Annotated in this window: 14 protein-coding genes; 5 read left to right on the forward strand and 9 right to left on the reverse strand. The window is 45.2% G+C overall.

The window, feature by feature from the left end; all coding sequences use genetic code 11:
• Nucleotides 1-30: 30 nt before the first annotated feature.
• The gene (locus ACT89M_RS20540) at nt 31-507 is read right to left on the reverse strand and encodes a DUF6790 family protein (RefSeq protein ID WP_167375605.1); all 477 of its coding nucleotides are present in this window, start codon (nt 505-507) and stop codon (nt 31-33) included.
• Between the two features lie 563 nt (nt 508-1070).
• On the opposite strand from ACT89M_RS20540, the gene ACT89M_RS20545 reads away from it, so the two are divergent.
• Nucleotides 1071-1928, forward strand: a complete 858-nt coding sequence (locus ACT89M_RS20545; RefSeq protein ID WP_154887937.1) for an SDR family oxidoreductase — start codon at nt 1071-1073, stop codon at nt 1926-1928.
• Nucleotides 1929-2077: 149 nt separating this feature from the next.
• Here the strand turns inward: ACT89M_RS20545 and ACT89M_RS20550 are convergent, their stop codons facing one another.
• The 7 genes from ACT89M_RS20550 to rnhA form a co-directional block, all read right to left on the reverse strand.
• The gene (locus ACT89M_RS20550) at nt 2078-2617 is read right to left on the reverse strand and encodes an RNA 2'-phosphotransferase (protein ID WP_154887935.1); all 540 of its coding nucleotides are present in this window, start codon (nt 2615-2617) and stop codon (nt 2078-2080) included.
• A 19-nt stretch (nt 2618-2636) separates the two neighbouring features.
• Nucleotides 2637-3077, reverse strand: coding sequence for an Imm48 family immunity protein (imm48, locus tag ACT89M_RS20555; RefSeq protein WP_154887933.1), 441 nt, complete (start codon nt 3075-3077; stop codon nt 2637-2639).
• A gap of 16 nt (nt 3078-3093) precedes the next feature.
• Complete coding sequence (locus ACT89M_RS20560; protein ID WP_261769231.1) at nt 3094-3999, reverse strand: nucleotidyl transferase AbiEii/AbiGii toxin family protein; 906 nt, start codon at nt 3997-3999, stop codon at nt 3094-3096.
• A 44-nt stretch (nt 4000-4043) separates the two neighbouring features.
• The gene (locus ACT89M_RS20565; RefSeq protein WP_154887931.1) at nt 4044-4625 is read right to left on the reverse strand and encodes a hypothetical protein; all 582 of its coding nucleotides are present in this window, start codon (nt 4623-4625) and stop codon (nt 4044-4046) included.
• Between the two features lie 182 nt (nt 4626-4807).
• Complete coding sequence (locus ACT89M_RS20570; protein WP_154887929.1) at nt 4808-5797, reverse strand: serine/threonine protein kinase; 990 nt, start codon at nt 5795-5797, stop codon at nt 4808-4810.
• Nucleotides 5798-6093: 296 nt separating this feature from the next.
• The gene (locus ACT89M_RS20575; protein ID WP_090915009.1) at nt 6094-6963 is read right to left on the reverse strand and encodes an alpha/beta fold hydrolase; all 870 of its coding nucleotides are present in this window, start codon (nt 6961-6963) and stop codon (nt 6094-6096) included.
• A gap of 210 nt (nt 6964-7173) precedes the next feature.
• Nucleotides 7174-7827 (reverse strand): ribonuclease H, encoded by a 654-nt coding sequence (rnhA, locus tag ACT89M_RS20580; protein WP_090915011.1) that lies wholly within the window; start codon nt 7825-7827, stop codon nt 7174-7176.
• Nucleotides 7828-8019: 192 nt separating this feature from the next.
• Between rnhA and ACT89M_RS20585 the strand changes: the two genes are divergently transcribed.
• The 3 genes from ACT89M_RS20585 to ACT89M_RS20595 all read left to right on the forward strand — a co-directional run bounded on the left by ACT89M_RS20585 (nt 8020) and on the right by ACT89M_RS20595 (nt 10112).
• On the forward strand, nt 8020-8646 hold the full coding sequence (locus ACT89M_RS20585) for a DUF421 domain-containing protein (protein ID WP_308722841.1): 627 nt from the start codon (nt 8020-8022) through the stop codon (nt 8644-8646).
• Nucleotides 8647-8781: 135 nt separating this feature from the next.
• Nucleotides 8782-9204: a MarR family winged helix-turn-helix transcriptional regulator gene (locus ACT89M_RS20590; protein WP_154887927.1), complete on the forward strand. Its 423-nt coding sequence runs from the start codon at nt 8782-8784 to the stop codon at nt 9202-9204.
• 53 nt (nt 9205-9257) lie between these two features.
• Nucleotides 9258-10112, forward strand: a complete 855-nt coding sequence (locus tag ACT89M_RS20595) for an alpha/beta hydrolase family protein (protein ID WP_253492379.1) — start codon at nt 9258-9260, stop codon at nt 10110-10112.
• 157 nt (nt 10113-10269) lie between these two features.
• Here the strand turns inward: ACT89M_RS20595 and ACT89M_RS20600 are convergent, their stop codons facing one another.
• Nucleotides 10270-11619 carry an amino acid permease gene (locus tag ACT89M_RS20600; RefSeq protein ID WP_308722842.1) on the reverse strand — a complete coding sequence of 450 codons (1350 nt, stop codon included), beginning with the start codon at nt 11617-11619 and terminating at the stop codon, nt 10270-10272.
• Nucleotides 11620-12329: 710 nt separating this feature from the next.
• Here ACT89M_RS20600 and ACT89M_RS20605 point away from each other — a divergent pair.
• Nucleotides 12330-15122 (forward strand): hypothetical protein, encoded by a 2793-nt coding sequence (locus tag ACT89M_RS20605; RefSeq protein ID WP_308722843.1) that lies wholly within the window; start codon nt 12330-12332, stop codon nt 15120-15122.
• Nucleotides 15123-15134: the final 12 nt, after the last annotated feature.

Here is a 15134-nt window from a genome sequence, read left to right on the forward strand (position 1 = left end):
AAGCTGTGTTGTCATAAATCCAGTCTCTGTCTAGCTCATTACCCAGATGCCGCCAGCCCATATGGAAAGAACGGTGATAAACGTTTGATAGACAACATCCATTATCAAATTGCCGATACTGTCCCCATCTGCCTTACGATTCTTGATCATGACATAAGTATGTGACCACAGACCACTCAAACCATATATGTACATCGTAACCAATACACCCACCCAGAAGTTCCCTTGAAACCAGATCGCCATAATACCCATAACGCCAAGTCCGACTTGCGAGAATCCATATTTGACCTGAAACGGTCCTCCTGGCCAACCTAGCATTTTGGCTGTCTGTTCTGCTCTAGCAATGTTAACCACGTAACCAATAACACCTACAAGTCCAAATGTAACCACAAACTGATGAAGCAATAACACTCTGCTAATCTCGCTCATTTCGCCAGGGAAACCGAGCATCCAAAGATGAATCGTTCCTGAAATAAGCCCAAATAACCATAAAACCAAAAACCACATCGCTGTTTCACTCCTGCCAATTTGTTATTTTGGAATCATTTGTAACTAAATGGATTAATTTGTAGATACCCACATTATATAATCGCTTTTACATTTGTCAATTCGTACATAATTTTCTATTTTGTCGAAGGTTTTACCATTTTCCTTCTCTTATACGCAATGAATCTATCGTACTTAGTTCTATATAACTTGAAATTTTTGGGTCTTATATACCATTTTTACATATATTCAACCAATATATGTTTCTTTTTTAACACTCCAAAAGAACCACCTCTCATTTATTCCATAGTCGAAAAAATTTAATAACCAATGGTTGATTCCTTTACCCATATATTCAGACTACTTTAGTCGTATTTATAGATATTAAATTTGACAACACTTTATTATGTAACTATTATAGTTACATAGATAAACACTTTCGTTTCACACATCCACAGCCACTCCTTGGAGGTGGTATTGCCTTAATACTCCATAGGTACGCTGTACATACACGATTGTTCAACAATGACAATGAAGCTGCTAACGATGCAAATGTTGCAAACCACATTTTAGGAGGAAACACAATGAAATTGTTAGTCACAGGCGCTACGGGTAAACTTGGTTCACTGGTTGTTGACGCGTTGTTGAAGACAAAAGCTGCAACAGACTTGGCTGTTAGTGTTCGTTCACCAGAAAAAGCAGAAGCATTGCGCTCGCAGGGTGTAGACGTTCGTCATGGGGATTTTGATCAACCGGAAACATTGGAGAAAACTTTTGCCGGTGTAGACCGCCTGCTACTGATCTCCACAGACGGTGATAACGAGACACGTATCCGTCAGCACCAGACTGCTGTTCAAGCTGCCAAAAAAGCAGGCGTCGGTTATATCGCTTATACAAGTGTGGTCAACGCCGAGCATAACCCGCTCTCTCTTGCTGAGGTACACCGCAAGACAGAACAAACGATTCGTGAGTCTGGCATCCCTTATACGTTCCTGCGTAACAATTGGTACCTTGAAAATGAAGCTGGCAGTGTACAAGCCGTAACACATGGTGCTCCTTGGGTACATGCCACGAATGACAGTCAGGTCGGCTGGGCTACTCGACGTGATTATGCTGAAGCTGCTGCTGCTGTACTTGCAGGCGAAGGACATGAGAACAAGGTCTATGAATTGTCTGGTAAACTGCGCACACAAGCTGAGCTTGCTGCCATTGCTGGTGAAGTGTTGGGGCAGGAAATCAACGTACAAAATGTCGACGATGCGGCTTATGCGGACATCATGAAAGGTGCAGGTTTGCCTGATTTTGTTGTATCCATGCTGGTTGAAATGCAAAGCGCGATTCGCCAAGGCGCACTGGCTGTAGAGAGCGATGCATTGGAAACATTGCTTGGGCGTCCAGCTCAACCGTTAAGCGAAGGTTTTAAAGCTATTTTGGGTAATTAAATTCGTCATGTCCCCTTCACGGTAACATACAGGATATAGAAAAAGGGTTGTTCCATACGTCACATGATGACGGGGAACAGCCCTTTTCGTATACATTATTATGGAGCTCTTCGAACAAAACTTACACATTCTTTAACCTAACTAATCGATTAACCTTGCTCAATATAACGCGATGGAATTACATCAGCCAGCCAAATACTCTCGTTGCCATGGTAAAAAAGAATACCCTCACGTGCGGCCTGCCCTGCCTTAACGCGTAGAATAACAGGCTGATCATCTCGCCTTTGTCCAACTTGACGTGCCGTATCCATATCAGCCGATAGATGCACATACTGCCGTTGCCGTGGCTGCAAACCGTGCTCCATGATGGAAGACACAGCACGTACGGGTGTACCGTGATACAACCATTCGGGAGGCTGTGTAGCTATTTTGGATATTTTTTGCGGAGTAGAATGACCATAAAGTGCACGAATTCGTCCAGCATTGATCTCGTGCCTTTTTTTCTCCGAAACTGCAATTATATGTTTCAGGTCATCTTCTGTTACATTACGCCACCCTGGGCTTTCGTGCAAAGCGACGAGCAGTTGTGAAATCTCTACCCATCCCTTTTCATCCAGCTCAAGCTCGTATTCCCATGGCGCATGTCTCAATGCATAGGAAAGCTCTTTGCTCAGTTTCATGTAGTCCATGTCTCTCACCTTCCCACATCTATCCTTGTTGCTGAACTGCCGCCATAATCTCCTGAATGTTACGAGCAAGAGCTTCGTGATCCTCCTGCGTAAACTGGATATGTCCATTAATACCGCGATGAATAATCGTATTCATCACTGGATGAACCTCTTCCTTGGATGCAACACGAATCAGATCGTCAGCAAAATCAACTGCCTGTTGTTCACTGTAATTAAACGGTTTGATCAACATCCGAATGCTCAGCGCATGAGCCTGGGGTTCGGCCAGCCGATCACGATGAGTAATGCTGTACACCGCACCAAAACCAAAAGCGGCGAGCACTTGACGTTGCAGTTCTGTCGTTTCTGCGAGTGGTGTGCCAATCAGTTCGCAGACCTGTTCTACCATCTGCTCCAGTTCATGGGCTGCTGCGCCCAAAATAACATCATTCTTATCATCCTTGTTCATAAAATCATTCATATCCATACTCTCCGTTCTATCCTTTATTCCATATCGGGGACGGCAGATGTTTGAAAGCCTCTTGATGGATACCCGCACGATTCAGCGCTTTTCGCAAGCGAGTAGCAACTTCCATGAAATAAATTTCAGGTACCCGATCCCCTGCAAGCTGCTTCAATAGATAATCGTTTTCCAAACCTTGATACAGTGGATGCAAATCTTCGACTAATATTTTCTTCATATCTTCACTCGTAATACTAGCCGTCATGCTACATTCATTGACGAGTGTCTGCAGCGTATCTTCTGCAGCCTGCTTGTCATAGGACGGGTGAGATACAAGATACTGCAGATCATATAGATCCTTGAACCTCGGTCTCACAATCGTCTGATGCAACTTCCAAGCGACTTGAGTGGACAACGGAACCGTGTAGGGAACTACAAAAGGCTCACCTCTTAACGGTCGGTAGTTTAACTCCACAGGCTCTGCATCCAGCTTCAGATTAAATGAAATATCAAGAAAAAGCTCATCTTCGTACCGATTCCCTTCACTGGACTCACTCTGGATCGCATAGGCGATATCGGTATTCACCGTTGGAAAGTCATCATCCATTGCGTAATCAATTTCACGCCAGAATGCATTCTCCCGAAAGCTGCGAAAATGGACTCCATCATTCAGATCAAGTTTGGTCACCTGAATCATCCAATCCGTAAAAATCTGCTTGGCCTGATCCGCATGTTCAATCGTACCTTTATACAAAAAGTCGATATCCTCAGCATAGCGCAGACTTGGATTCTCCAAGTACTGTCTCGTTAACAGGCTACCTTTCAAAATAAAGGATGAATGGACTAGCGTAGCCCGTTTCAATAGCGCTTCCAAAACAATAATTAATCTCTCGTCTTCATTGAAGCGATGTATGGGTATTTCATTCCCGTTTCTCGTCACAACTGTTCCTCCAATCTTATCTTAAACACATCAAGCTGGTTCAATCAGATCCAGCCCCGATCCAACTCTTCCCGACTATCATATATACACAGCTCATATTGTTGCTTGATTAGTTCAATTTGATTGCTTTGCAAAATGTTATGAATTTCCTCGACGCTACGATAAAAGTGATCTGCATGCTCATACTCACGCACAGTTACAAACCTTATACTGCCATTCTTATGGAGCGAATTACGGGAGATATGGCCACCTGTACCCGCACATATACGCTTCAGCCTATTCACATCTTCGACTTGAACCTTACCATGCCACTCAAAATAAGGTCTGGAATGAGGCACCATCGGTTGCTTGAAAAACCGTTCCTCCTTAGCCGGTATCTCTACTTTTGTACGTACCACAGTGAACCCGTTATTCCTAAATGTTATTGAAATCTCTTCAATGATACGCTGTACATCCTGAAAATCCTCGCTATGGACAATGCCCGTAATCATGGGTTGATGGATGTGCTCTCCCTGATCGAGTTCGATCAGGACCGGTTTTACGTTCTCTTCTTCACAGATACGGATAAAAGTTTGCTTTTCTTGCGGGCTCAGGTCACTCAGGGTAACATGAAATTCAAACTCCATTCGTTCACAACCTTCTTTCCTCCAACGTGCTTATACTAGATTAACTCTACCTTTATTATAGTAAAACCCAAAATAGTAAAAAAACCAAATCTTCTCTGCAGATAGAGTCGATTTGGTCTCCTTTAAACACCACAGCTATACGCAACACAGTCTTACTCCACTTTCATTGAGACTCACTACGGTCATGCCGTCTCATGTTGGTTCTTCGGCTCTGGCTCATAGACTTGAGTATGCTCGTTTTCCTCATGCATCCACTCCACCATACCTGGTTTGCGAACCTTCCACACCAAGGCCTGAATGCGAAGTGATCTTCTCACCCAAAACAGAGAGGTACAACGCTTCTCCGAACGCACCATAAGTCCCCAATGAATGACCCGGGCAAGCCACGGATTGACATATTCATTGTGCTTGCGGACGGAAGGCAATTCATCTTGGAACAAACGTTGCTTCACATCCATAGGCGGCTGACCACAAGTCCAGTAATGAAGCAAGGCAGACAAACTATAGATATCTGACATGGGTCCCTGAACCGCTTTCTCGGAATAAAATTCAAGCGGCGAATACCCTTTAGAGGTAAAAATTGCCTGTTTTGCTCCGGTCTGCATCGGCCAGCGCACAGCCGCACCAAAGTCCAGCAATTTGGGCGTGCCATCCTCCATCACCATGACATTGGAAGGTTTGACATCCCGGTGGAGAATGCCTTGTTTATGAATGTAATCCAGCGTATCCACGAGCGGCAGTAGCGTATCGGTAATAAACTCGGGTTGCAGCGCATGGTTACGCTCCTGTAAATAATCGGTCAAGATCATGCCCGCGCAATATTCTGTGACCAGATATCCCGTATCATTGGCCTCAAAATGATCCACATATGTAATGATGTGAGGATGATTAAGAGATGACAACAACTCACCCTCCTGAAGAAATACAGATAACAGTTCATGGAATTGTCCGCCGTATCCTCGGGATGCACAAAATACACTGCGCTTGTCTGACTGACGTGCAGCAATCCGATGGGGGAAAAATTCCTTTATAGCGACTTTGGCACCTGTATGCCGATTCCGCCCAACATACACAATCGCTAATTCACTACTAGTCAATACCTGTCTTACCTGATATGTATCATTCAAAATGACATTGCGTTGCAAAGCCATATTCCAGTTATTTTTTCTCATCCCAAACCTCTTTTCAAGCTTGTCGATCGGAAGACTTGCCACATAACGACGAATTCGAGCCTGGAACGCATCGGAAATAAATCCAATCAGACAGTCGAATCATCGCTAACCATCTTTATAAACCATACACCACCGTTTGAAACATTTTTCTCGCGGAAAGTGCATTTTCGTTCAAGCTTCCGTTTTCTATATCGAAGATGCAAGCACTCTTCTATACATAGTATCGACAAAAGGGGCAGTTTCGTTAATCTGTTCGTAAAAATGCGAACTGCCCCATGTTCCTATGTTAATCGCCTTTAATAATGCTTATTTAAAAATTGCTGAATCTCCTCATTCATCTCTCTTAGTACATCCTGAGAAGGGAAGTGGCCTGTATCATATTTAATCGCCTGTACATTCGGAATAATTTTCTGAGCACGGTCAATGCACTTATCTCCTGGGAAAAAGACATCCTTCTCACCCACCAGAAGTAGTGTAGGCGAGGTATAATTTTCAAGTTCTTCTCTCTCTGCGAGTTTGGGTAAATCCTGCTCCAGACTGACATATTTGAATATTTTGCCGATCAAGTTTTTATCTGCTTCCTTCATACAATGGCATGACAGGTTATCCGTAATCTTTTGCAAAGAAGCTGGCGAAGAAGTCATACGATACTTAACGAGTGGAAGTGTAATATCATGAGCGGTTTTCATTCTGGAGTTGACCGCAAGACCCGCGGGAGCTACCAGCACCGAGCATGCAATACGCTCCGGAATATAAGTAGCCAATCTCAGAATGATGCCGCCGCCAAATGAAGGACCAATGAACGCACTTTGTTCAATGTTGTAATGATCCAGCAGATCGGATACCCACATCGCCAAGCTGTCAAAACGAGCCGAAATGCTCGTTTCCTCGCTGTACCCGGGATGGCCGATCGTATCCGGCGCAATAATCCGATAGGATTGAAATAAGGAAGAGAACCAGGACAGAGTCATTGGATTCACACAATTGCCACCCTGAAGAATAAATAACGGCTTGCCATCTTCCGGCCCAGTCAGCAACACATGTGTTTTCCCAAAACGTGTCTCCACATACTCTCTTGTAAATCCTTCGCCCAGCTCACTCAAATAAATTTCGTATTCTTCCAGAATACTGCTCTTGCCTTCTTCACTTCTATAAATGGAACTCATGTCTGCCTCCTGCAATGTGTACTCATCTCACCTGTTCCAGTGATCAATAGCCGGAATCCCGGCCCAAAAAGATAAAGAGGGCCTGTTAAAATGACAGGCTCCTCCATATGTGCGACTTATCATATGCTGATGATTATAGAATGGAAATTGGAAATTGTAAATATCGTTTCTAATAGACATGCTTATCTTTTTTTAACTCGAGTAGAAGTGTCACTTTCGGCCATAATCCGCCTTGATCTCGCCCCACTGTTTCGTCTGCCATTTGAGCACTTTATTCGTGTACGTATTCGTGCGAAGCCACTGCTCTGCCCGGTCAATCATCAACCAGATTTCTTCCGTTGAGTTGTCACGTGGGAGTGTTGTCGCAACTTTTTTTTGTTTCAGCCATTTCATCGCGTTCACCGAATCGGTGTAGACCGTTTTATTACTACCTTCTTTTTTGAGATAAGCCAGCGCATGCACAATCGCCAGAAATTCTCCCAAATTGTTGGTGCCTTTCGAGATCGGGCCGACGGAAAATAGCACCTCACCTGTGCGGGTATCCACACCTTTATATTCTACTGGCCCTGGGTTGCCTCGTGTGCCTACGTCAACAGAGATGCTATCATAGTCCACTTCCTCGGATGTCTCCATCCCGGCACTTCTGCCGCTGCTGCCTGACTTCGACTTGGAAGCGCCACCTGCACTTGAACCCCAGTTCCCTTTCCAGCCAGCACGATACGCTGCTTCGGCAGCTGCCTTGGATTCATATGATTTATATTTGGCTCCGGCATATTGATCTGTCTGTGCTTTGCATGCCGCCCAAGTATCATATACACCGGGCTGCTTCCCTTCCCATACCACGTAATATTTCTGTTTTGCCATGCGTAACCGCTCCTTTGTTTACTGCATCAATACCCTATTGTAAACGAAGAGGTGATTAAAATGAAAGTTCGTTATTCGCCTCAGCGCCAGAACAGAGGTATAACCAGAACGGATGAATTAAGTATACTCCCTCTCATTCCAGAACATTCTAATAAGCAGAGTACACACACCGGAAGAGAAAGGATGCTGTGCATGGATTGGATCTGGAAATCCGTCTTACTTGTTCTCATTGGCATGATCCTGCTGCGAATCGCAGGTCGCAAATCGATCTCACAGATGAGTGTTGCAACAACCGTTATTATGATCTCCATTGGAACCACGATTGTGCAGCCGATTGCCAACCACGAATTAGGGAAAGCCATTGGCTCAGCAGCCGTGTTTATTGCAACCTTGCTCATCGTAGAGCAGCTACAGATGAAATATAATTTTTTTGAACGTATCATGAGCGGACGCTCCAAGGTTGTTGTGGAAGATGGTAAAGTCATCATTCCGAATCTGAAACGAATGCGTTATACGATGGATCAGCTAGAGATGCATTTAAGACAGGCAGGAATAAAAAGTATAGATGATTTGCAGACAGCAACGGTCGAACCCAACGGGCAACTCGGGTATGTCCTGAAGCGACACGCTCGCCCAGTGACCGTTGGCGATCTGGAAGAGATTTTGCGTAATTACACCATTACAACTAAACCTGATACGGATCTACAACACAAGTTCAGTAAACAAAGGCCCACAGAGACGAGTACGAATTCAACGGACATTTTCGAAGAGGTCAAGAGCGGAGATCACACTCACCCTGTTAGTCCCAAACTCCAATAGATACACTTTTTACTATAAACATTAGCGCTTTTCATCGCCCACCCTGGTAACCCGTTTTTCTATGACTCAAACAAGAGTTTTTTCCACTTATATGAGTCACTTGACATTAGTTTGATATCCAATTATATTACAAGTATGAAAACAAGAGATGCTGTTTCACTTATATCCAAAATTAAAGAGAAAACAAGTCGTTTTATTTTGAGCGAGATGACAGCACAGGGCATTCACGATCTGGCTACTTCACATGGAGATATCATCTACGCACTTTACAACCATCGGCGCATGACCATGGCGGAGATTGCCAAGAATATTCGCAAAGATAAATCGACAGTAACCGCACTTGTGGACAAATTGGTGAGAACCGGATACGTTGCCAAAGAACGAGATACAGGCGATTCCCGTATTGTTCATGTGGCGTTAACTGCCAAGGGCGAAGCATTACAACCGATCTTTGAGAATATTTCACAGCGATTGCTGGACACCTTCTATACGGACGTTACAGATGATGAGAAAAATGAACTGCTTCGCATTCTGATCAAAATACACGATAACTTTTAATTTTTTTTGAATTAATAGTTTGATATAAAACTAATTATCAGGGAGGATTTATTATGATTGATTACACACAATTTTTACCTGTACATGAGGTAGAGCGAATGGGTAAACATGAACTTCACGTTGAAGTTTACAGGGGAAATCGAAATCAAGGATCAGGCACAACATCGATAAGCACGCATCCTCCGCTGTTATTGGTTCACGGGGCATACACAGGTAGCTGGATGTGGAGTAAGTATATCCCCCACTTTGTAGAGCATGGATGGACTTGTTATGCAATGAATCTCAGAAGCCATTATAGAAGCCGGGTGATGGACATGACTCGAATTACGGTGGAGGATTATTTGGAAGACATTCGTGAGGTATTATCTCTGCTTGATGAACCTCCTATATTGGTGGGCTTCAGCATGGGCGGCATACTTAGCCAAAAGGTTGCGGAAACCGCTGACTTGGCAGGTTTAATAATCATTGACACCAGTATCAGCAGAGAAGTCCATGATGCTCTCCCTTACCCCCTGGCGGATCGAATAGAACCAGGAATAATTATGCCAGCACCTCTGCGCGAGGAGAACGAAACGATCGATGAAACCGCAGAGGATATCGCTTTTCAACGACACTATCTGCAAATGGAATCGGCAAAAGCATTTCGAACCTTCTCCGCACTCTGCGGGGCAAAAGGGATATCCATTGATGGAAGCCTGATTACTTGTCCCGGTCTGGTGATCAAAGCTGTGTTGTCTGAGGACGAGGAACAAAGAGGCCGATTAACCGCGAAGCAACTAGGAGCCAGTTATGTTGGGCTTTGGGGTACAACACATACAGGTCTACTTGTGGGTCAGCGATATAAGGAAGCTGTAGATGTGATTCTGGAGTGGCTTGATTCCAATTATTCGGGTAAAAAAACGGGCTGAAAGAAAAGAGCAACCTCCTTGGAGATTGCTCTTCTCTATTCTCTCTTTTCTCTATTTTCTTTCCTTATTCCCTTAATTCTTAATACTTATTTACTTAGTTCCTTAGTTCCTTACTCCCCAACGGGTGTTCTGCTTCAATTAGAATGAACATTTCCCCTTACTGTTTCGCTCTTTTCTTGATCATATAAATAACTGAAACGATCAGGAACCATACGGGTGTTACAAACAACGCCACCCTTGTATCCTCTGCGAGCGCCAACACAACGATCACAAAAGCCAAGAACGCCAGAATTAACACATTGGAAAATGGATATAGCGGCAGTCTGAACCGACTTTGACGTGCCAGTTCGGGTTCAGTACGCTTATATCGCAGATGGCAAATCACCATGATTCCCCAGACAAATATAAAACACACCGTTGACACACTGGTAATCAGTGTGAAAACCCCTTCGGGCATGATGTAGTTCAGCACAATCGCAATAAAGATCACAATGGTGGAGAAAAAAAGCGCATTGGCTGGAACCTTTCTTTTGTTTACACGTGCAAATGAATCAGGGGCATTTTGGTCTTTGGCCATAGAATATACCATACGGCTTGTACTGAAAATAGCGCTATTACATGCCGATGCGGCAGACGTCAGCACGACAAAATTAACCACTCCGGCTGCCGCCGCAATCCCTACCGCCGCAAATACCTGTACAAACGGACTTTCGGTTGGCACAATCGCACTCCACGGATAGATACTCATAATAATCAGCAAGGCTCCCACGTAGAAAAGCAACACTCGAATGGGAATCTGGTTAATAGCTCTCGGAATGACTTTCTCCGGATTTTCCGTTTCCCCTGCGGTCAGCCCCACCAGTTCCATGCCTACAAACGCAAACACGACCATCTGAAATGATATGATGAAACCATGCATCCCATTCGGAAACCAGCCCCCGTGGCTCCAGAGGTTCGTGAAGCTTGCAGCACCCTGATCTGTTGTAAAACCTGTAAAGATCATATACAAACCGACCACGATCAGTGCCAGAATAGCGATAACTTTAATCAAGGCAAACCAAAACTCCATCTCTCCAAACAGCTTGACCGTAGCCAGATTCATGCCCAGCAAAATGACCAAGGCAATCAGTCCCGGCATCCATTGAGGTACGTTCGGAAACCAAAATTGTGTGTACAGACCAACAGCAGTAATATCTGCCATCGCGATAGATATCCAGCAGAACCAATAGGTCCAGCCCGTAATAAACGCCGCCATATTTCCCAGGTAATCACGCACGAAATCCACAAAGGAGTGATACTGCAGATTGCTCAGCAATAACTCTCCAAGCGCTCTCATAATAAGGAATAATACGATACCTGTAATGATATATGCGAATAGGATCGATGGGCCGGTGAGTTGAATCGTTTTGCCCGCTCCAAGAAATAATCCTGTTCCGATCGCCCCTCCAATCGCCATCAACTGCACATGCCTGTTCTTGAGTCCTCTTGTCAACGTTTCTTCCTGCATGGTACACCACCACTCTCTTTCTGCGCATGCTCTCTGTGATGAAAAAATAATATACCATCTAATATATATTATTCTGCAGGCGATACCTATACTTCTTTAAATATATTTATGGCAATTAGTCATAAATAATTTAAAAAACATACAAAGTTATTAATAGTTTCTATTAAACCTTTTTATTTACAAGCCAAAAATTCTAATCAAAATAGCAACTAATGTCGATATATACAAGATGAATTTTTTGATTTTGGAGGTCTATAATGAAAAAACGACATAATAAGAGAAATATAAGAAAAAAAACAACAGCTGCCCTATCTTTAGCAATGATATTAACTTCTCAAGTATCTCCATTTGTTCAAATTATGAGAGCTTCTCCTCATCCGGAACCCAAGGAGAATTTACATTCGATCGCTAACAATAAAGTAGAACTTAAGATGGACCATAGAAACAACTACATAGTTTCTCATAACAATAGTGATAACATAATTAAAGTTTCAACTGAATCCGGGAACTCTTTAAGTTTAGAACCTTTAAAAAAAGGAAGCCCCTTCTTTAATTTAATCGTTTCTAATATAGATAATACCTTCGTTCAATCCTTTATAGTCAATAACTTAAATACTGGAAATGATGGGGTTTTGGATATAGGGGATATTGTAAATTTCCTAAACATCTCCCCATCTTCTGCTGTCGCAAGTGATGTTAAAAATATGTTAATGGGGATCAACTCCCGTGCTTTCTCCAATCCGAGCACCCCCGATTCAAACCTTGCGCCTCTGATTGTCAGCTCACCTGTCCTGACCTTTGATCCGAATTCGAATTTGTTCTACCCAGGTTTCTGGAATGTATCGGACTTTTTCCGCGATCCGAATCAGGATTCGCTTTCCTACGCAATTGTCCAACAGCCGGATGATTTGAGCGGGCTCAGTCTCAGCTTAAACGGGGGACAACAGTTGGCTTTCGGCGGGGTGCCGACCCTGCCAACTTCCTTCACCGTGCGGGCGACCGACCCTCGGGGATTGTATGCCGATTTGACCAGTACACTCCAGTTTGCACCTGAACCCGTCTCCCATGCGATAGTGGACGCGACCGGCTCACGGACTCAAGTGGATCTCAACGCCTTTTTCCGGGATCGGGATAACGATCCGTTAACGTTTGAATTAAACGGAACCAGTCATGCGGCGAATGTGCGGATTGAGGGGGGCCTGTTGACTTATAGCGGCACCATCCTTGCACCCGTTCGCATGGGAGTCACTGCCACCGATCCGCAGGGATGGTCGGCTTATAATGTAGTGGAAATTCAAGGGGACAATCTGGCGCCTCTCACCGTCAGTTCACCTGTGCTGACCTTTGATCCGAAAATAAATAGATTCTACCCCGGGTTCTGGAATGTATCGGACTTTTTCCGCGATCCGAATCAGGATTCGCTTTCCTATGCCATTGTCCAACAGCCGGATGATTTGAGCGGGCTCAGTCTCAGCTTAAACGGTGGACAACAGTTGGCTTTCGGCGGCGTGCCGACCCTGCCAACTTCCTTCACCGTGCGGGCGACCGACCCTCGGGGATTGTATGCCGATTTGACCAGTACACTCCAGTTTGCACCTGAACCCGTCTCCCATGCGATAGTGGATGCGACTGGGACACGGACACAAGTGGACTTAAATGCCTTCTTCCGGGATCGGGACAACGATCCGTTAACGTTTGAATTAAACGGGACCAGTCATGCGGCGAATGTGCGGATTGAGGGGGGCCTGTTGACTTATAGCGGCACCATCCTTGCACCCGTCCGCATGGGAGTCACTGCCACCGATCCGCAAGGTTGGTCGGCTTATAACGTAGTGGAAATTCAAGGGGACAATCTGGCGCCTCTCACCGTCAGTTCCCCTATGTTAACGTTTGACCCGAAAATAAATAGATTCTACCCCGGGTTCTGGAATGTATCGGACTTTTTCCAAGATCCGAATCAGGATTCGCTTTCCTACGCCATTGTCCAACAGCCGGATGATTTGAGCGGATTGAGCCTTAGCTTGAAATGGGGACAGCAGCTGGGTTTTGGCGGTGTGCCAACCCTGCCAACTTCCTTCACCGTGCGGGCGACCGACCCTCGGGGATTGTATGCCGATTTGACCAGTACACTCCAGTTTGCGCCTGAACCCGTCTCCCATGCGATAGTGGATGCGACTGGGACACGGACACAAGTGGACTTAAATGCCTTCTTCCGGGATCGGGATAACGATCCGTTAACGTTTGAATTAAACGGAACCAGTCATGCGGCGAATGTGCGGATTGAGGGGGGCCTGTTGACTTATAGCGGCACCATCCTTGCACCGGTTCGCATGGGAGTCACTGCCACCGATCCGCAGGGATGGTCGGCTTATAATGTAGTGGAAATTCAAGGGGAAAATGTTGCGCCTCTCACCGTCAGTTCCCCTGTCCTGACGTTTGACCCGAATAAAAATAGATTCTATCCGAATGTTTGGAATATTGCAGACTTTTTCCAAGATCCTAACCAGGATTCGCTTTCCTACGCGATTGTCCAACAGCCGGATGATCTGAGCGGGCTCAGTCTCAGCTTAAACTGGGGGCAGCAACTTGCTTTTGGCGGTGTGCCGACCCTGCCGACCTCCTTCACCGTGCGGGCGACCGATCCGGGGGGATTGTATGTAGATCTGACCAGCAGACTCCAGTTTGCCCCTGAACCTGTCTCGCATGCCATGGTGGAGGCGACCGGTTCACAGACGCAGGTCGATCTCAACGCCTTTTTCCGGGATCGGGATAACGATCCGTTAACGTTTGAACTGTCTGGCACCAGCTATGCTGCGAATGTTTCCATCAAGGACGGCCTGCTAACGTATAGCGGCACCATCCTTGCACCGGTTCGCATGGGAGTCACTGCCACCGATCCGCAAGGTTGGTCGGCTTATAATGTAGTGGAAATTCAAGGGGAAAATGTTGCGCCTCTCACCGTCAGTTCCCCTGTCCTGACGTTTGACCCGAATAAAAATAGATTCTATCCGAATGTTTGGAATATTGCAGACTTTTTCCAAGATCCTAACCAAGACTCGCTTTCCTACGCGATTGTCCAACAGCCGGATGATCTGAGTGGGCTCAGTCTCAGTCTAAACTGGGGGCAGCAACTTGCTTTTGGCGGTGTGCCGACCCTGCCGACCTCCTTCACCGTGCGGGCGACCGATCCGGGGGGATTGTATGTGGATCTGACCAGCAGACTCCAGTTTGCCCCTGAACCTGTCTCGCATGCCATGGTGGACGCGACCGGTTCACAGACGCAGGTCGATCTCAACGCCTTTTTCCGGGATCGGGACAACGATCCGTTAACGTTTGTTATTGATGGAATTAGCAGTAGTAGTTCAATTAGCGCCTGGGTAGATGGCAACATGCTTTCTGTATCAGGCATCATTAATTCCTCAGTGAAACTAAATATTAGAGCTACTGACAGCAATCATTTTAAGATTAACAACACTGTGCACATTGAACCGAAAAGCAATTAAAATAGAAAAACT

It is taken from the genome of Paenibacillus sp. NN59 (assembly GCF_057597225.1).

Excerpts from the sequence above, each read along its gene's own strand:
- ACT89M_RS20590 (WP_154887927.1), top strand. The coding sequence starts at position 8,782 with ATGAAAACAAGAGATGCTGTTTCACTTATATCCAAAATTAAAGAGAAA.
- ACT89M_RS20585 (WP_308722841.1), top strand. The coding sequence starts at position 8,020 with ATGGATTGGATCTGGAAATCCGTCTTACTTGTTCTCATTGGCATGATC.
- imm48 (WP_154887933.1), bottom strand. The coding sequence starts at position 3,077 with ATGAATGATTTTATGAACAAGGATGATAAGAATGATGTTATTTTGGGC.
- ACT89M_RS20540 (WP_167375605.1), bottom strand. The coding sequence starts at position 507 with ATGTGGTTTTTGGTTTTATGGTTATTTGGGCTTATTTCAGGAACGATT.
- ACT89M_RS20545 (WP_154887937.1), top strand. The coding sequence starts at position 1,071 with ATGAAATTGTTAGTCACAGGCGCTACGGGTAAACTTGGTTCACTGGTT.
- ACT89M_RS20575 (WP_090915009.1), bottom strand. The coding sequence starts at position 6,963 with ATGAGTTCCATTTATAGAAGTGAAGAAGGCAAGAGCAGTATTCTGGAA.
- ACT89M_RS20570 (WP_154887929.1), bottom strand. The coding sequence starts at position 5,797 with ATGAGAAAAAATAACTGGAATATGGCTTTGCAACGCAATGTCATTTTG.
- ACT89M_RS20550 (WP_154887935.1), bottom strand. The coding sequence starts at position 2,617 with ATGGACTACATGAAACTGAGCAAAGAGCTTTCCTATGCATTGAGACAT.
- ACT89M_RS20605 (WP_308722843.1), top strand. The coding sequence starts at position 12,330 with ATGGGGATCAACTCCCGTGCTTTCTCCAATCCGAGCACCCCCGATTCA.
- ACT89M_RS20600 (WP_308722842.1), bottom strand. The coding sequence starts at position 11,619 with ATGCAGGAAGAAACGTTGACAAGAGGACTCAAGAACAGGCATGTGCAG.
- ACT89M_RS20565 (WP_154887931.1), bottom strand. The coding sequence starts at position 4,625 with ATGGAGTTTGAATTTCATGTTACCCTGAGTGACCTGAGCCCGCAAGAA.
- rnhA (WP_090915011.1), bottom strand. The coding sequence starts at position 7,827 with ATGGCAAAACAGAAATATTACGTGGTATGGGAAGGGAAGCAGCCCGGT.
- ACT89M_RS20595 (WP_253492379.1), top strand. The coding sequence starts at position 9,258 with ATGATTGATTACACACAATTTTTACCTGTACATGAGGTAGAGCGAATG.